Origin of the sequence: Lentzea sp. CA-135723 (assembly GCF_050936595.1) — a bacterium.
Taxonomy (GTDB): domain Bacteria; phylum Actinomycetota; class Actinomycetes; order Mycobacteriales; family Pseudonocardiaceae; genus Lentzea.
In genome coordinates, this window is the sequence record NZ_JBNJMK010000001.1 from 1,375,371 (window position 1) to 1,392,694 (window position 17,324).

The window sequence follows — 17,324 nt, forward strand, 5'->3', positions numbered from 1 at the left end:
AACCGCGAGTCCGCTGAACGCGGTCAAACCCTTCTGGCCAGCCGGAACACCTTCGCGAACACGCCGTCCCCGGTGAGCACGGACGAACCGTACTTGTCGCCCATGGTCGGGGCGTTGTAGGTCTTCCTGCTGGAGACGAACCTCGGCTGTCCCGCCGAGTCGACGCCGAGGTAGATCGCCGAGTGGTCGAGCAGCGGCCCGTCGGCGGGGTCGAGGTCGAACGCCAGCACGTCGCCGGGCTGGAGCCGCTCCAGGTCTTCGGCGGGCGGGCTCGCGCCGGTGTCGGCGACGATCACCGTGCCGGGCGCGCCGGCCGTGAAGTCCTTGGCCTGTCTGGGAAGCCGGGTGCGCGACGGGGCCCAGCCGAGCGGGTAGCCCGCGCGGTATCCGAAGACCATGCGGAGGTAGCCGCTGCAGTCGAGGGAGTCCTTGCGCAGCGGGTCGGGTTCGCGCACCACCCCGCCGGGGTAGGTCCACGGGACGCCCAGGTAGTCGTTGAAGTCGGCGTCGCTGAGGCGTTCACCGTCGACCATCGGGCCGAAGAACGCCCGGCCCGCGTACCGGACTCCCCGGTCGTCGCGCAGGTCCGGGGTGTTGCGGCGGTACTGCATCGCGACGTCGAGCACGTCGGGTGAGCGGTCCTGCAACGCCGTGGTGAGCCACTTCGCGAGTGCCGGGTCCTGTTCGCCGCCGGGGCGCCACGGCGCGGGGGCGACGCGCACCCAGTCGTCGGTGGTGACGGTGGCCGCGGTGACCTCGGGTTCGGCGAAAGTGCGGGCCGGGCCTCGGAAAACGGCCGTGCGCGCGCCGTCGGTCAACGTCGCGAGGCGGTCGCCCCGCGCGTTGAGCACCAACGTCCGGGGCGGATCGTCCACGCGCACGAAGTCGTAGCGGGTCGCGTTCGCGACCGGCGGGAGGGCCAGCACGAGGACGAGAACGAGCAGCGGCGACGACTTCAAGGCGTCCGCCCTTCCCTGCGCGGATTCGTTAAGAAAGTTTCCTAAACCAGAGGTGTACTCGCCTTCCAGCCTCTCGGTCAAGACCTTCCGCGCGTTCCGGACCAAGACCCGCAACGATCGTCCAGAGTGGACGAAAGTGGGAGAAATCGGTCAGCTGTAGAGCTCCTACCTGCATGAACTCGCGTCCGCGCGGGAATAGTACTGGACCTAGTCTATTTCCGGCACCCCCGTCCGGCCGGTGCTTTCGAGACGGGCAGGGGCCACCATGTGAAGCACGCCGCCGCCAGAACGCTCCTCGGAAGTGGTCTGCGATGACTCGACTCTGGTGGACCAGGTCGGCGGTGCTCTCGCTGGGTCTGGTCGTGTGTCTGATCATGGTGCTCGTCGCCGCGTTCCGCGCCATCGGCGTCGTGACCGGGTGCGACGATCCGTGCGCGGGCGCGGGCAATGCGCTCGGTTTCTCGTTGCGGCTCAACGTGGTCGACGAGTCGGGCAGGGGCGTTCCGCGCGCGACGGTGACGTTGCACGGCTCCAGCACCGAGCGACTGACGGGCGATCCGGACGGAACGGTCACCACGCCCGTGCTGAACGGGCCGGTGCTCGCCGTCGTCGAGGCGCCTGACCGGTTGCCGGAGCCGGTGCCGCTCGGGAGGTCCGATGTGGACACACCGGTGACGGTGAAGTTGTTCGCGCGCAGGCAGGGCCGGTTCGCGATGCACTCGGGCGGTGACGTGATGTTCGGGCGCCGGTACGCGGAGCCGGAGGACTCCTCGGCGCCGCTCGTGCCGGATCAGGACGCGGCCAGGGGCGCCGAGGAGGTGGTGTCGGCGCTCGCGCCCGCGTTCGCCGCGGCCGACCTGCGCACGGTCAACCTGGAGAGCGTGGTCAGCGACCTGCCCGCGAGCCGCGCGTATCCGGAGAAGCGGTTCGTCCTGCGGTCCGCGTCGGCCACGACGGCGGGGTTGCGGGCGCTGGGCGTGGACTGCGCGGTGCTCGCCAACAACCACTCGCGCGACTTCCTGGACCAGGGCGTCGCGGACACCCGTGCCGCGCTCACTCGGGCGGGCATCGGGATGGTCGGCGCCGACGTCACGGCCGAGGGTGCCGCGGTGCCGTTCGTGCGGGACGTCAACGGGACCGGTGTCGCGGTGGCGGCCTTCACCAGTGTGGACGGCGACTTCGTCAACGGCGCCTATCCGACTGCCGCTGTGACCCCGACGCCGGGAGACGCCTGGCGGTTCGAGGAACGCGTGTGGGGGTTCGGCCCGGTACCGGTGGCGGCGCGGCGGATCGGTGAGGCGTGGGAGGCGTACCGGAAGGCCGAGGGCGCCGCTGCGGCCGGGATGTGGGCGTCGCTGGTCGCCGTGTACCCGGAGGTGCAGGACTGGGTCGCCCGGCGCGGGCACGGCGGTGCGGCGCGGTGGGATCCGGTGGCGTCCCCCGCGCGGATCGCCGATCTCGCCGCCGGGAACCAGCTCGTGGTCGTGCAGCTGCACGCCGGTTTCCAGTTCCAGGACGTGGCGTCGGACAACGTGCGCGCGATGGCCCACGCCGCCGTCGACGCGGGCGCGGACATCGTGATCGGGCACCATCCCCATGTCCTGCAAGGGATCGAGTGGTACAAGGGCCACCTGATCGTCTACAGCCTCGGCAACCTCGTGTTCGACCAGAACTTCCTGGCGACGTTCGCGAGCGTCGTCGTGCGCACGGTGTGGGACGGCGACCGGTTGCTGGAGGCGCGGCTGCTGCCGGTCGAGCTGGTCGGCTACCGTCCGGTCCCGCTCACCGGTGACGCCGCGCGGCGCGTGCTGGACCGGATCTGGGAGCTGGGCGCCGTGCCCGCGTCGACCGATCGCGACCGCAGTGGTGCCGTGCGCGCCCACCAGCGGCAACGAGCGCCGGACGAGGTGCCCGCGCAGGTGGCGTTCGAGCACAACACGGGACGGGTCACCGCCTCGGCCCCTTCACCTGGGAGCACGACCACGCCGGTGCCCTCGCACGGCGTGGTCGGCCTCGCGGCGCCGGGTACGCTGGTCAGGCCGGTGGGCGGGGAGGGTGTCGAGGTCGGGCGCGACCTGTTCGGCTGGGGCCGGTTCGAGGACGAGACGGCCGACGCCGACCTCGGTGACCCCACGCACTGGACGTCGGGCGCCGCGCAGGCCGGACCGGCGTCGCAGGGGCAGCGGTTCCTGCGGCTGACGTCGGCGGGCGAGCCCGTGCAGACGCGGGCGATCGCGCGGATTCCCGTGCCACGGCACCGGATCTACACACCGGCGGATCCCGAGCCGTCGTACTCGGTCCGGGCGATGGTGCGCGGCAGCGGGCAGGTCCGGCTCGACGTGTACCGCTTCGACGACAGCGACCCGACCGAGGACCCGGAGTCGGTCGTCGTCACGACGATCACCCGCGCGGTCGAGGTGCCGCACGACGGTGCGTGGCACCAGGTGACCGTCGATGTGTCCACCGACGATCTGGGCGCCGGCAACATGGTGATGCTCTACGCCGGACTCACCGGCCCCGGCACGTTCGACCTCGACGACGTGCGCTTCGTCGAGTGGCGTGGGGCGAGCGGGATGACCGGGGCGTTCGGTGCGTTCGACCTGGCGCGCAACACGACTGACGCGCCCAGACAGCTGGCGGCCGAGGTGTTGCGGTCCTGAGTGGACTCACCCGGCCGCCACGTCCGCCGCGGCCAGCGCCGCCGCCAGGTCCGCCCGCGCCCGTTCCGACTCGCGCAGTCGTCCCGTCACCTCGATGTGGAGGAAGACAGAGCCGTGTTCCGCAGCAGCCCGCCCCTGCACGTTCCTCGTGCCCTCCAGTTTCCCGCACACGTCGTCCCAGCCGCGGCAGGCCACCAGGCCCGCTTGGTCGAGCCGGTCGGCGACCCTGCGCGCGGCCGGTGCGAGCCGGGCCTGACCGGTCGACACCACGACGTCGGCGCCCGGCAGGCTCTGCTCGTGGAAGCCGTGCAGCTGCACCTGCGGCAGCCCGCGCCGCGCGAACTCCGTTGCCACCGCGTGGAAGAGCGCGTCGGTCTGGTGGGCGACGTCGGCCTTCTCCCCCGCCGCCCTGCGGTGCGCGCCCGCGATCAGCACGACCGCGCCCGGTGTGCGGCGGTAGAGCTCCAGGCCGAGCGCCTCGGTGTTCAGGTCCGCGTTCGGGTGCGGCACCTCGATCACCAGGCGCGGGGTGGTGGACCGGTCCGCCAGGAACATCCCCCAGCCCTGCTCGGCGCCCGGCGTGGTGGCGGCGAGCACGAACGCCCGGCCGCTCGCCTCGTCCACTCCGTTCTCGACGGTGAAACCCAAGGGCTCCAACGTTTTGGTGGTGGCTGCGGTGCCGTCGAGCAACGGCATGAGGCCGTCCAGCGCGGTGCGGCGTTCGCTCGTGTCCGGTGCGCGGTAGGGGGCGCTGGGCGACAGGGCGGCGGCGAACGCGACGACGCGCCGCGCGAGGTCCGTCCTCGGCTCGGGGTGCCCGGCGACGGCCGTGCACCCGGCGAGCAGCAGGGCCAGCAACGCGATCCTCATGTGTGCCAACGTAGGGCGGTGCGGCCGTGAGCGACACCGTCGACCGGATGACTCTCGAACGGCAGTGCGCGGAGGCCGGCTTCCCGTCCGGCGTACGCGCACCGCTGGCCGTGCTGGCCGCGATTCTGTTGCTGCTCCTGGGTTTCTGCGCAGTCAGGTTCTCCGGCCAGCCGGACGGCTCGCCGGTGGAGGTGGTCGCGCGCTCGCACGAGTGGTTCGCCACGAACCTCGCCCACTCGGCAGGCGCGTCGGTGACCGAGGCGGCCGCCGACCTCACTACGGCCGCGAAGCTCTACGGCGGGGCGAAGGGCGACGAGCAGACGATCGCGTACTTCGCAAAGCACTGCCCCCACGCGCGTGGGATCGCGCTCGTGGACGCGGCGGGTGCGTTGCGCGCGTCGACCGGGGAGCCGGTGCCGTTCGAGAACGCGGGCGGTGGTGCGGTGCGTGTGGCGGCAGACCGGTACGGCGGGGTGCGGGCGGTGACGTCCGCGGCGGTGCCGGGCTCGGACCGGGTGGTCGTGGTGTCGAGCGCTCTCGAGGTCGCGCCGGCGGGGGTGGCCGGCGTGCCGGGCACGGTGCTGCTGGTGGACGGGGACGGCGAGGTGGTGGGGGCGGTCGGCGGCGCGGTGGCCGGGGCTGAAGGCGAACCGGACGAGGAGCCCGTGGCCGAACCGCACCGCACGCCCGCGACGGGCCCGGACGGCAAGCCGGTGGTGGGTTCAGACGGCAAGCCCGCAGTCGGACCGGACGGCAAGCCCATGGTGGGACCGGATGGCAAGCCTGCCGTCGGCCTGGACGGCAAACCCGCGATCGCACCACACAGCGAGCCCGTAGCCGCCACCCCGAGCAGCGAGCCCGTAGCCGCCACCCCGAGCAGCGGGCCCACTGCCGCCACCTCGGATGGTGCCGCCACCAAGGCCGACCCGCTGATCCGGCGGGCGGCCGCGGTCGCCGTCCGGGGCGAGGCCGGTCACCTCGTGGGCTCCCCGAGCCGGGGCACGGTGCCGATCGTCGCCTACGCCCCGCTGGCCTCGGGCCCCACCGACCTCGGCCTGTCCCTGCTGCTCGTCGGCTCCACCCCACGAGCGAGCATCGGTGACGACAGCACAGGCCCCGCCCCGGTGCTGGCGTTGCTCGGCGTGCTGGTGCTCGCGGTGGCGGTGCTGGTCGCCGGGCTCACCGGCCCGGTCCGGCGGCTGCGGCGCGACGCCCTGGCGGTGACGTCCGGGCAGCCCGGCGCGGCACCACGCCGGCAGTGGATCTCCGAGACGCACCGGATCGCGGCGGCGTTCGCGCCCGTGCCCCGGCGTCGGCTGCCGTCGGCGTTGGTGGCGGTCGGGCTCGTCACCGTCACGGTGCTGGGGTGGGCTGCGGCTGTGCTCGGCACCGCCGGGCGGCACGAGGTGCCGGTGCCGGAGCAGGCCGTGCAGGTGGCGCAGCGGATCGCGGAGACGACGGCGGCGTCGGTGCGGCGCAGTCTGCAGCAGAGCCTGACGGACCTGCGGTCGTTCGCGGAGCTGGTGTCCGGCACGGCTGATCCGCGGCCCGCGTTGCAGGGGCTCACCGAACGCAGGACGAGGTACCGCAGCGTCTACGTGGTCGATGCCGAGGGGCGGTTCCAGGCGCGGGCGGGCCGGGTGCCGTTGCGGGCGGAGGAGCCGCCACCGCCGGGGTTCGGGCTGCACCAGCAGAGCGTGGCGCACCGGGTGCCGGTGATCTACGCGGCCGCGCCGTTGCCGGGTGGGCGGTTCGTCGTCGGTGAGCTGGACGTGGTGCGGCTGTCGGCGTTGGTGCGGCTGCCGGGCGGGACGGGGCGGCTGGTCGACGCGGAGCTGCGCACGGTGGCGGCGACCGTCGGGTACCAGGCGTACGAGCCGTTGGCGGCGGAACCGTTGCGCGCCAGTGTGAACGAGGCGTTGCGCGGGCTGACCGGGCCGGCGGTGCGGGTGGTCGGCGGGCACGCGTCCGTGGTGGCGTCGGCCGTGCTGCCGGGGTCGAAGGACTTCACCGAGCTGCGCTGGGCGGTCGTGGTGGAGCAGCCGGTGACGCAGTTGCCGTTGCCGGGCAACCACATCCGGCGCACGGCGTGGCTCGCGGCGCTGGTCGCCACCGTCGTCGCGCTCGGGGCGTGCGGGTGGTGCGCGTTCGTGCTGGTGCTGCCGTTGCGCAGGCTCGCGGCCGCCGCGGACCGGTTCGCGAGCGGGGACACCGCGACCGTCGTCTACCCGCAGCGGGCCGACGAGATCGGCACCGTCGCGCGGTGCCTGGAACTTCATCGCCAGTCCGTCGAACGAAGGGGGTCGTGATGCACTTCCTGCACGCCGTCCACCTCGCGGCCTGTGTCGCGCTGCTCTTCGGTGGTGTCGTCGAGCAGCGCAGGCACTACCGGAACCTGCGCGCGATCGAGACCAGGATTCTGGTCAACGGCATCCGCGGCAAGAGCTCGATCACGCGGCTGTGCGCGGGGTCGTTGCGCGGCGGGTCGCTGGTGACCGTGGCGAAGACGACCGGCACCGCCGCGCGGTTCATCCACCCCGACGCCACCGAGGAGCCGGTGCACCGCAAGTTCGGCATCGCGAACGTCGTGGAGCAGATCGGGATCGTGCGCCGCGCCGCCGCGTACCGGCCGGACGCGCTGGTGATGGAGTGCATGGCGGTCGCGCCGGAGCTGCAGGAGATCAACCAGACCAAGCTGATCCGCTCGACGATCGGCGTGCTGTGCAACGTCCGCGAGGACCACCTGGCCGAGATGGGGCCGACGCTGGACGACGTGGCGCGGTCGTTGTGCCGGTCGATGCCGGTCGGCGGGGTGTGCGTCACCGCCGAGGTCGAACGGGTGGAGATCCTGCGGACGGAGGCGGCCCGCAGGAGGTGCGAGCTCGTCGAGGTCGATCCGGAGTCGGTGACCGACGAGGAGATGAGCGGGTTCTCGTGGATCACGTTCAAGGAGAACGTGGCCATCGCGATCGCCGTCGCGCAGCTGTGCGGGGTCGACCGGGACCTGGCGGTGAAGGGCATGTGGGACGCGCCGCCCGACCCCGGCGTGCTGCGGGTGCACCGCTACCACGTGGACGACCGCGAGGTGCGGTTCGCGAACGTGTTCGCCGCCAACGACCCCGAGTCGACTTTGATGAACATCGAACTCCTGCTCGAGCGCGGGGTGATCGCCAGGCCGTTGCACCTGGTGATCAACTGCCGCCCTGACCGGGTCGAGCGCAACGGCCAGATGGGCGCGCTGGTCGGCACGCTCGCCCCGGAGCGGGTGGTGCTGATCGGCGAACCCACCCGCAGCGCGGCGCTCGCGATCCCGCGCACGTGGCGGGGCCGGCTCGACGACCTGGGCGGGCGGCGCGACCCCGGTTCGCTGCTGCGCGACGTCCTGGGCGCGGGCGGGCCGATCTCGCTCGCCGCCATCGGCAACATCCACGGCCAGGGTGAGGTCCTGCTGGAGCAGCTGGACCGGCTCACCCGTGCGGAACGGAGCACCTCATGATCACCGGTTCGCTGCAGCCGGAGGTGGCCACGCTCGGTCTCGCGATCGGGCTGGTGTTCTCGCTGCTGTGCTACCTGACGTCGAACCTGTCCCCCGGCGGGATGATCACGCCGGGCTGGCTGGCGCTGACGCTGGTGGAGGACTACCGGCGGGCCGCGATCGTCGTGCTGATGACGGCGCTGACGTACTTGGGCACCAAGGGTTTGCAGCGGGTCGTGATCCTGTACGGCAAGCGGCTGTTCGCGGCGGTCGTGCTGCTGAGCGTGCTGTTGCAGACGTCGTTGTTCATCCTGATCCAGCACGACTACCCGCTGCTGTACGTGCACGAGACGCTCGGGTTCGTCGTGCCGGGGCTGATCGCGTACCAGCTCGTGCGGCAACCTCCCGGCGCGACGGTGCTGGCGACCGGGTCGGTCAGCCTGATCACGTACGGGGTGCTCGTCAGCGGCGTCCTCGTCGGACTTGTTCCCACCACCTGAAGGAGATGTGATGACTCGCCGGCTCCTGGTGCACGCCGTCGTGTTGTGCACCGTCATCGCGTCGTCGTCGGTCGCGGTGGCGCACGTGGCGTCGCAGGACCGGCGTCCGGTCGTGCACCGCAGTTCTTCGGTATCGGCCAGGGAGTACCGGTTCGAGCGGCTGACCTCGCCCTGGCGCACGGTCGTGCGGGACGAACGCGGGGTCGTCGCGACGTTCACCGACGGGGCGCGGACCGTGGTGATCACCGGGCCCGCGCGGACGTTCTCCGCCGTGGCCACCTCGTCCTGGGTGCGGCTGGCTCCGCAACCGTGGACCGCGGCCTCCGCGCAGGGGGCGTGGCTGCGGCCGTGGCTGGACAAGGCCTTGGAGGATCGGACCGAGGACGTTCTCGCCGTTGCGGCGCACTACCTTCCCGGCGCGGAACGGGACGCGTCCGCCGCCCTGGACGCGGCCGGGTACGTGCGGCTGGTGTACGGCTACTCGCTGCCGCGCACGCCGGCCGAGATGGCGGTCACCGGCACGGCCGTGCCCGCGGACCGGCTCGCGGTGCAACCCGGTGACCTGCTGGTCTTCTCAGGGCCCGCCGAGGGGTCCGTCGGGATCTTCTTCGGCCTGGACCAGTACGGGCACGCCCGGTACGTGTCGAGTCGCAAGAGGACGGACGGCCCGGCGTTCGGCGGTGACGCTTTCGGCCGCCACCGCAGGGGTGCGGCGCTGGTGGCCGTGCGCCGGCTGTGAGGTCAGCCGGCGCAGAGCGACTCGACCTGCGGGTCGGTGCACGGCAGGAAGCGGAACTGGCGCATCACCTCGGCGGCCTCGCTGGTGCGCAGGTACTCGAGGTAGGCGGAGGCGAGCGTGCCGGGAACGGCCGCCTGCGTGCGGTAGATGCGTTCCACGGCCCAGAACCGGTACTTCAGCCGCAGGATCTCGGCCGAGTCGGCGGTGAGGTCGGTGACGCCGACGTTGTCGATGGCGAGCGGGGTGACACCGGTGTTCTGCTGCGCGCTCGCGAGGTCGGCGTAGCCGATGGCGTACTCGTCGGCGGCGACCGCGCTGATGACGTCCGATGTGGACGTTCGTTCGCAGATCACGGCCTGGGTGCCGGGCCGGCGCGGTTCGGTGCAGTTTTCCGAGGTGCCTTCGACGCGGGGAACGCCGAGCCTGGTCTCCAGCGTCTTGCGGGTGCCCGAGTCGGTGGTGCGGGCCACGACGTGGATCGGGTGGTCCTCGCCGGTGATGTCCTTCCAGTTGGTGATGCCGCCCATGAAGATCCCGATGACCTGCGGCGTGGTGAGGTTGGCGATCCGGCGCTGGGGGTTGGCGATCACGGTGAACGGGATGATCGCGAGGTCCGTGGACCGCAGCTCCTCGAACTCCGGGCCCGCCTTGACGTCCGACAGGGCCAGCAGGGTGCGCCGGTCGTCGCCCTCGGCGTCGTTGAGGCGCTGCAGACCCGCGACGCTGCCCCGCGCGCTCAACCGGATGACCGACCCAGGGCACAGCGTCTCGTAGGCGCCCGCGAGCTTGGCCGCCGTCGAGGCGAACGCCGTCGAACCGCTGAGCGTCAACGAGTCCCGCACGCACGCCAGGTTCGCCGGGCGGTCCACCGGCGGCAGCAGGAACGCCGTCAGCGCACCGGTCAGGAAGATCACCGTCAGCCCCGCCCACAACGGCGTGTACGGCCCCGTCCGGCGCTTGGTCTCCTGCGTGGTGATCCGGCCGTCGCGCAACCGGCCCTCGACGTTCGCCCCGGCCGCCTCGCCCTCCAGCACGATCACGACCTTGTACGACGCGTCGGGCTTCAGCCGCACCCTCGGCAACGTCACCCGGTCCTCACCCGCGACGGCCCGCAGATCCGGCAGCCCGGCCACCAGCGTGGCGAGGTTCTGCGGCTCGGACTCCGTGACGTCGAGCGACACGAGCCTCCGGCCGGGAAAGTGCAGCGACAACGGCGACACGTAGTCGTCCGACTCGATGCGCTCACGACCCGTGTTCTTCACACGCGCCACCACGATGCCCGCGTCCGTGAGCGGCTCACCATCGCTGTCGAGCGACACGTGCCGACCCCGGTCAACGCTGAACGGCGCGTCAATGCGCACACGACAAGACAGCAACCGCTCCTGCTGCGCCCGCTGGTGCGTCGAATACACCAAACCACCCGCGATGGCCGCCACCACGAGCAGCCCCCAGATCCCCTGCGCCCGCACCGAGGTCCCAGCGGTCTGCTCCACGAACAACGCCATCAGCACCAGCGCCGCGGCCAGCACCACCGTCGCCACCGCCGCCCGCACCGGCCGCGACCACGCCTTGCCCTCGTCCGGCGCCGCGTCGTCGATCAACGTGCCCGGCGGCGCCGCCGTGACCGCGCCGGGATCCCCCGCGAGATCGGCCCGCTCCTCCGCCGCGTCGACCTCGTGCTCGATCTGCTCGTCGTCGTACTCCGGATAAGCCTTCTTCAACAACTCACGACTCGCCTTGCGCAACCGGCTCCGCGCGGCGGGATCCTCGGGCAGCACCGTGCTCAGTCCTCCGACCCGTTGTGCGCCAGTCCGTTGCACTCCGGACACCGCCCGGACAGCCCGTGCAGGAAGTACGACGTGTACGTCACGGCCTGCCGCATCACACTGCCCGGCCCATCGCCACCGTCGAACCCGTCGGTCCGCAGGAAGTGCATGACCATCCGCTCCCAGTGATCCTGGGCGGACCGCCAGTTCCCCTCGTGCCGCATCGCGAACCGCAACGCGAAGTACGGCGGAATCTCATGCCCGTGCCGCGAGTACTGCAGGTTCGCGAGCCGCGGAATGTTCCCCGTGGGCAACGGCCCCAGCCGATCCCCCTTCGGCCCCGACCGGTTCGTGGTCGCGTTGATGACCATGTAACCGGCCACCGCACCGGCGAACCCGGTCACCACCAGCCACCCGACGATCGACAACAGCAACGCCGGAAACCACACCCATTGCGGATGCTCGTCCCCCGCCACCTCCCACGGAGAGGCGATGAGCGCGCTGATCTCGTAAGCCTTGTCCCACCCCAGCAAGACAGCGTTCACCACGAAGATGACCGCGCAGACCAGCAACACCACGTAGCCCTGCGTGATGAGCCAGTACACCAGCCCCGTGTGCCGGAACCGGCCACGCCACCACCGCCGGAACCGGTCCCTCACCGGCTCACGGCCGGCCCGTCCCACGCTCTGCGGCTCGACCCACCCCTCCACCCCGGGCGGGACACGCCGGCTCTCGCCGATCACGCCCCCATAAGACATCGCGAACGGCCTGCCGTTGAAAGAAAGCGCCCGACTATGGCGCACGTCACAGCGAGTCGAACTCAGAGCCGGTGCGTGCCCGCCGCGACCGACCGCCGGACCACCGCGGCGGTCTCGCCGGTGCCACGAGCCGTGCCACGCGCATAAGTGGCGACAGCGCCCGCGATCACCTCGATCACCACCTCGTTCTGCCGTTGCGCCTCAGGCAAGAACGGCAGCACAAAGCCCGTGCTGATCGCACGGTAGAACCCGTCAGTCACGAGACGCACCGTCGGCTGCCCGTACCCGGTGGACCGGTCAGCAGCAGCACCGGCAACGGTCAGTCCTTGCGGCCCACCGCCGCCAGGCCCGTGAAGCGCTCCGGGTGGTCGTCGACGTCCTCCGGCGACACCGGACGCCACTCCGGGAAGTACACGACACCCGGCTCCACGATGTCGAAGCCGTCGAACAACGCCGTGACCTCGGCCCGCGACCTCATCGTCATCGGCGTCGCGGTGCGGCGGTAGAGGTCCTGGTGCGAGTCCGCCTGACCCGGCTGGCCGTCCTGGCTCGCGTGCGACAACACCAGGTGACTGCCGGGAACCATCACCTCGCGGTACTTCGCGATGATCGCGGCCGGGTCGTCCTCGTCCGGCACGAAGTGCAGCACGGCGACCATCATCACCGCGACCGGCTCGTCGAAGTCCAGCAACGCGCGCACCCCGGGGCTGTCCAGCACCTCGTCCGGGCGGCGCAGGTCGGCCTGCACAACGGCGGCCAGGTCGTTGCCGCGCAGGATGTTCTCGCTGTACGCCGCCGCCACCGGGTCGTTGTCCACGTACACGACACGCGCGTCCGGGGCCGCCGCCTGGGCCACCTCGTGCACGTTGCCCACCGTCGGGATGCCCGAGCCCAGGTCGAGGAACTGCCGGATGCCGTTGTCGACGCAGTAGCGGACCGCCCGGCGCAGGAACGCGCGGTTCGCCTGCATGATCTGCGGCAGGTCCGGCCACAGGCCGATCGCGCGCTCGGCCATCTCGCGGTCCACCGCGAAGTTGTGCGCGCCGCCCAGGTAGTAGTCGTACACCCTGGCCGCGCTCGGCCGGCTCAGGTCCACGCCGCCGGTCTCCGCAGTGCCGTCCGTCATGCCGCTCCCCCAGAGGATCGAAGCCGTGACCGGCACGCTACCCCAAAGATCCGCTCCGTTCGGCCGTAGAGCCGACACGTGCGCAGGAGTCCAATGGACGGCATGCGCACACGAGTCGTGGTGTCGTTGCTGGGGCTGGCGCTCTTCGCCGGAGCACCGCCCGCGCTGGCCGACCGGAACGTGCCCGGTGACCAGCCGTTGCCCGGTTACACGGTCAACAACCCTCCGCTCGCACCCGAAGTGGTGAACGGGCAGCCCACGAGAGTGCTCCAGGGCATCCACGAACACTCCGCCTACATCGTCGAAGTGCCGGCCAAGTGGAACGGCAAGCTCGCCATGTGGGCACACGGCTACCGCGGCACCGGCACCGTCCTCACCGTCGACCCACCCGCCTACGGCCTGCGCACCCGCGTGCTCAACCAGGGCTACGCGTGGGCCGCGTCCTCCTACTACGGCAACGGCTACGACGTGCGCGCCGGCGTGCTCGCCACGTACGACCTCGCGCAACACTTCGGCAAGCTCGTCGCCAAGCCGAAACAGGTGCTGATCGCGGGCGTGTCGATGGGCGGGCACGTCATCGGCAGGTCGCTCGAACAGTTCCCCGGCTTCTACGACGGCGCGCTGCCCATGTGCGGCGTGCTCGGCGACCACGAGCTGTTCGACTTCTTCCTCGACTACCAGCTCACCGCGCAGGCGCTCACCAAGACCCGCGCCTACCCGATCCCCGCCGACTACCTAGCCTCCGTGGTCCCCGCCATGCAGCAGAAACTCGGCACCACGACCCTCGTCCCCGGCGGCCCGGACACCGTGACGCCCCAGGGCGCCCAGTTCCGCACGTCCGTCATCGACCGCAGCGGCGGCCCGCGGCCCGGCGCCACCCCCGCCTTCGCCTACTGGAAGGACTTCCTGTTCGGCCTGGCCACCCCGGCCGCCGACACCGCACCGCTCGCGTTCGACCCGTCCCGGCTGGCCACCAACCTCTTCACCCGCTACCAGCCGGACAAGCTCAACCGCACCGTCCAGCGGGTCGCGCCGCGCGACTGGCGCTCCCGCCTCACCCCGTCGCTCACCGAGATCCCGAAGATCAACGGCAGGCCGAACGTCCCGGTCGTCTCGCTGCACGGCCTGGGCGACCTCTTCGTGCCCTTCTCGATGGAACAGGCCTACCGCGACGACGTGGCCCGCAACGGCCAGTCGAAGTGGCTCGTGCAACGGGCGATCCGCACGGTCGACCACTGCGAGTTCTCCCCGGCCGAGGTGGGCACGGCCTGGGACGACCTCGTGACCTGGACCGACCGCGGCAGGAAGCCCGCCGGCGACACCATCGGCTCCCCGTCGGCCGACACGTTCGGCTGCCGGTTCTCCGACCGCGCCGCCTACACCGGTCCCGGCACGCGCAGGCTTTTCAGCGTCTGCCCCTGACCTGCAACGCCAGCACCGCCGATCACTTCTTTTAGTCACCACTGAAGCAATAGAGTTAACTGCAAAGTGCCGTCGACCGGGTTCTCGGTCGACGGCACTCGCATCCCCTTCCCACGCGACCTCGCCGCTTCAGGCCCGCAGGGAAGCCTCCCGGCGTGACAGGTGCTGGGCGTAGGCGCGTGGCGTGATGAACGCCGGCAGGTCGTCGTCCAACGCCGCGTCGGTGAACAACGCGCGCACGGCCTCGCCGTGGGTGAGGCCGATCAGCTCCTCCTCCAGGATCTTCTCGACCAGTTCGCGGGTGAACAGCCCCTGCCGCAGCCACTGCCACACCTGGCAGCGCGAGATCTCGGCGGTGGCGGCGTCCTCCATCAGACCGAACAGGGCGACGGCGCCGGTGCCGCCGAGCCACGCGTCGAGGTAGCGCACGGCCACCGCGATGTTGTTGCGCAGCCCCGGTTCCGTCACCTCGTCGCCCGCCGTGCCGAACGCCAGCAGGTCGGCGGCGGTGACCTCGACGTCCTCGCGGAGCCGGCCGAGCTGGTTCGGCCAGCCGCCCAGGACCTCGTCGAACGCGTCGCGACAGACGGGAACCAGCGCGGGATGGGCGACCCAGGAGCCGTCGAACCCGTCGGCGGCCTCCCGTTCCTTGTCCTGCTTCACCTTCTCGAACGCGGTGGCGTTCAGAGCCGTGTCCTTGCTGGGGATCGCCGCCGCCATGCCGCCGATCGCATGGGCGCCGCGGCGGTGGCAGGTGCGCACCAGCAGTTCGGTGTAGGCGCGCATGAACGGAACGGTCATGGTGAGCCGGGCGCGGTCCGGGAACGACTGGTCGTGGAAGGTCTTGATGATGCTGAACAGGTAGTCCCACCGGCCCGCGTTGAGGCCCGCGCAGTGCTCGCGCAGCTCGAACAGGATCTCGTCCATCTCGAACGCCGCGGTGATCGTCTCGATCAGCACGGTGGCGCGGATCGTGCCGCGCGGGATGCCGAGGATCTCCTGCGCCAGCACGAAGACGTCGTTCCACAGCCGCGCTTCGAGGTGGTTCTCCAGCTTCGGCAGGTAGAAGTACGGGCGGTTCCGGCCCGCGTGCATGAGGAACAGCGCGAAGTCCACGAACGCGGCGGCGACCGGGCGGCCGTCGGCCACGACGTGCTTCTCGACCAGGTGCCAGCCGCGCGGGCGGGCCACGATCGTCGCCGGGTCGTCGCCGACGGCGTAGCGCTTGCCGTCCGCGGTGAAGTCGAGCCTGCCGGACACCGCCTCCAGCAACGTGCGCTGGCCGCCGATGACGTTCTCCCACGTCGGGGAGGTGGCGTCCTCGAAGTCCGCGAGCCAGACCTTCGCGCCGGAGTTGAGGGCGTTGACGGTCATCTTGGGCGTGGGTGGGCCGGTGATCTCGACCCGGCGGTCCTCCAGACCCGGCGCGTACCCGGCGACGGTCCAGTCGGCGTTGCGGACGTGCCTCGTGCTGTCGAGGAACCCGAGCGGCTGACGTTCGTCGCGGCGACGGCGGCGGGCGGCCAGCAGGTCGGAGCGGCGGCCGGCGAAGGCCTGGTCCAGGCGGGCGATCAGGTCGAGCGCCTCGGGCGTGAGGATCGCTGGATCGTGCGTGCCGACGACCTCGATGTGGTGGCTGAGCATCAGAACTGCTCCTCCTCGGTCGAGCCCTTCAGCGCGGTGGTGCCGCTGGCCGGGTTGATCGCGGTGCTGACGAGGTCGAAGTAGCCGGTGCCGACCTCGCGCTGGTGCCTGGTCGCGGTGTAACCGTCCACTTCGGACGCGAACTCCCGCTCCTGCAGGTCGACGTACGCGGTCATGCCGGTCTCGGCGTACCCCCGCGCGAGCTCGAACATCGAGTGGTTCAGGGAGTGGAAGCCGGCGAGGGTGATGAACTGGAACTTGTAGCCCATGTGCCCGAGCTCGCGCTGGAACTTGGCGATCGTGGCGTCGTCGAGGTGCTTGCGCCAGTTGAACGACGGCGAGCAGTTGTACGCGAGCAGCTGGTCCGGGTACTCGGCCTTGATCGCCTCGGCGAACGCGCGGGCGACCTCCAGGTCCGGCTTCGACGTCTCCATCCACAGCAGTTCGGCGTGCGGCGCGTAGGCCAGGCCGCGGGTGATGCACGGGTCGATCCCGTTGGTGACGCGGTAGAAGCCCTCGGCGGTGCGCTCCCCCGTGATGTACGGGCGGTCGCGCTCGTCGACGTCACTGGTGATCAGCGTGGCGGCCTGCGCGTCGGTGCGGGCGACGATCACCGACGGCACCCCGGCGATGTCGGCGGCGAGCCTGGCCGCGTTCAACGTCCGGACGTGCTGCTCGGTCGGGATCAGCACCTTGCCGCCGAGGTGGCCGCACTTCTTCTCGGACGCGAGCTGGTCCTCCCAGTGCACGCCCGCCGCTCCGGCCGCGATCATGCCCTTCATCAGCTCGAACGCGTTGAGGTTGCCACCGAAGCCCGCCTCGGCGTCGGCGACGATCGGGGCGAGCCAGTCGACGCTGTGGTCGCCCTCGGAGTGGCTGATCTGGTCGGCGCGCAGCAGGGCGTTGTTGATGCGGCGCACGACCTGCGGCACCGAGTTGGCCGGGTAGAGCGACTGGTCGGGGTAGGTCTGCCCGGAGAGGTTCGCGTCGGCGGCGACCTGCCATCCGGACAGGTAGATGGCCTTCAGACCCGCCTTGACCTGCTGCACGGCCTGGTTGCCGGTCAGCGCGCCGAGGGCGTGGACGTAGTCCTCGGTGTTGATCAGGTCCCACAGCTTCTCGGCGCCGCGCCGGGCGAGGGTGTGCTCCTCGACGACCGTGCCGCGCAGCCGCAGCACGTCCTCCGCGCTGTAGGTGCGTTCGATGCCCTGCCACCGCGGGTCGGTGGACCACTGCCGCGCCAGCTCGTTCGCCTCGGTCATCGCACATCTCCTTGCCAACAGCTCGTCGATCGGTTGCCGATGAACGTAGGTCGGCGCTGGATCCCTGGTCGAGAGCCGCAATCAGCCAAGATCTGCCAAGTTTCAGCCACGGTTTTGCGAACGTTGTTAATCGAAGGGTTCGC

The 17,324-nt window shown here is 71.3% G+C and carries 14 protein-coding genes; 6 read left to right on the top strand and 8 right to left on the bottom strand.

Going from position 1 to position 17,324, the window contains the following annotated elements; all coding sequences use genetic code 11:
• Nucleotides 1-23 precede the first annotated feature (23 nt).
• Nucleotides 24-959: a hypothetical protein gene (locus ACQEU1_RS05990; protein ID WP_433197063.1), complete on the bottom strand. Its 936-nt coding sequence runs from the start codon at nt 957-959 to the stop codon at nt 24-26.
• A 311-nt stretch (nt 960-1,270) separates the two neighbouring features.
• Here ACQEU1_RS05990 and ACQEU1_RS05995 point away from each other — a divergent pair, with 311 nt between their 5' ends.
• Nucleotides 1,271-3,619 (top strand): CapA family protein, encoded by a 2,349-nt coding sequence (locus ACQEU1_RS05995; protein ID WP_433197065.1) that lies wholly within the window; start codon nt 1,271-1,273, stop codon nt 3,617-3,619.
• A gap of 6 nt (nt 3,620-3,625) precedes the next feature.
• Here ACQEU1_RS05995 and ACQEU1_RS06000 read toward each other — a convergent pair whose 3' ends face one another.
• Nucleotides 3,626-4,489: a hypothetical protein gene (locus ACQEU1_RS06000; protein WP_433197067.1), complete on the bottom strand. Its 864-nt coding sequence runs from the start codon at nt 4,487-4,489 to the stop codon at nt 3,626-3,628.
• A gap of 26 nt (nt 4,490-4,515) precedes the next feature.
• Between ACQEU1_RS06000 and ACQEU1_RS06005 the strand changes: the two genes are divergently transcribed.
• From ACQEU1_RS06005 to ACQEU1_RS06020, 4 genes are read left to right on the top strand one after another with little or no spacing between them, the layout of a single operon-like run.
• Nucleotides 4,516-6,798, top strand: a complete 2,283-nt coding sequence (locus tag ACQEU1_RS06005; protein WP_433197069.1) for a HAMP domain-containing protein — start codon at nt 4,516-4,518, stop codon at nt 6,796-6,798.
• A complete protein-coding gene (gene pgsB / locus ACQEU1_RS06010; RefSeq protein ID WP_433197071.1) occupies nt 6,798-7,985 on the top strand; it encodes a poly-gamma-glutamate synthase PgsB in 1,188 nt (395 codons plus the stop codon). Before ACQEU1_RS06005 ends, pgsB begins: the two co-directional genes overlap by 1 nt.
• A complete protein-coding gene (locus ACQEU1_RS06015; protein ID WP_433197073.1) occupies nt 7,982-8,464 on the top strand; it encodes a poly-gamma-glutamate biosynthesis protein PgsC/CapC in 483 nt (160 codons plus the stop codon). The genes pgsB and ACQEU1_RS06015 overlap by 4 nt, the downstream gene beginning before the upstream one ends.
• A 10-nt stretch (nt 8,465-8,474) precedes the next feature.
• Entirely contained in the window at nt 8,475-9,203 is a 729-nt protein-coding gene (locus ACQEU1_RS06020) for an NlpC/P60 family protein (protein ID WP_433197075.1), read from the top strand.
• Between the two features lie 2 nt (nt 9,204-9,205).
• Here the strand turns inward: ACQEU1_RS06020 and ACQEU1_RS06025 are convergent, their stop codons facing one another.
• The 4 genes from ACQEU1_RS06025 to ACQEU1_RS06040 all read right to left on the bottom strand — a co-directional run bounded on the left by ACQEU1_RS06025 (nt 9,206) and on the right by ACQEU1_RS06040 (nt 12,853).
• The gene (locus tag ACQEU1_RS06025) at nt 9,206-10,981 is read right to left on the bottom strand and encodes a PstS family phosphate ABC transporter substrate-binding protein (RefSeq protein WP_433197077.1); all 1,776 of its coding nucleotides are present in this window, start codon (nt 10,979-10,981) and stop codon (nt 9,206-9,208) included.
• Between the two features lie 5 nt (nt 10,982-10,986).
• On the bottom strand, nt 10,987-11,712 hold the full coding sequence (locus ACQEU1_RS06030; RefSeq protein ID WP_433197079.1) for a DUF6313 family protein: 726 nt from the start codon (nt 11,710-11,712) through the stop codon (nt 10,987-10,989).
• Between the two features lie 77 nt (nt 11,713-11,789).
• A complete protein-coding gene (locus ACQEU1_RS06035; protein ID WP_433197081.1) occupies nt 11,790-11,987 on the bottom strand; it encodes a hypothetical protein in 198 nt (65 codons plus the stop codon).
• A gap of 59 nt (nt 11,988-12,046) precedes the next feature.
• On the bottom strand, nt 12,047-12,853 hold the full coding sequence (locus ACQEU1_RS06040) for an SAM-dependent methyltransferase (RefSeq protein WP_433197083.1): 807 nt from the start codon (nt 12,851-12,853) through the stop codon (nt 12,047-12,049).
• 102 nt (nt 12,854-12,955) lie between these two features.
• Between ACQEU1_RS06040 and ACQEU1_RS06045 the strand changes: the two genes are divergently transcribed.
• Nucleotides 12,956-14,275, top strand: coding sequence for a hypothetical protein (locus ACQEU1_RS06045; protein ID WP_433197085.1), 1,320 nt, complete (start codon nt 12,956-12,958; stop codon nt 14,273-14,275).
• A gap of 129 nt (nt 14,276-14,404) precedes the next feature.
• Here ACQEU1_RS06045 and aceB read toward each other — a convergent pair whose 3' ends face one another.
• Complete coding sequence (gene aceB / locus ACQEU1_RS06050; RefSeq protein WP_433197087.1) at nt 14,405-15,919, bottom strand: malate synthase A; 1,515 nt, start codon at nt 15,917-15,919, stop codon at nt 14,405-14,407.
• Nucleotides 15,919-17,181, bottom strand: a complete 1,263-nt coding sequence (aceA, locus tag ACQEU1_RS06055) for an isocitrate lyase (RefSeq protein WP_433197089.1) — start codon at nt 17,179-17,181, stop codon at nt 15,919-15,921. The genes aceB and aceA overlap by 1 nt, the downstream gene beginning before the upstream one ends.
• Between the last annotated feature and the right edge of the window lie 143 nt (nt 17,182-17,324).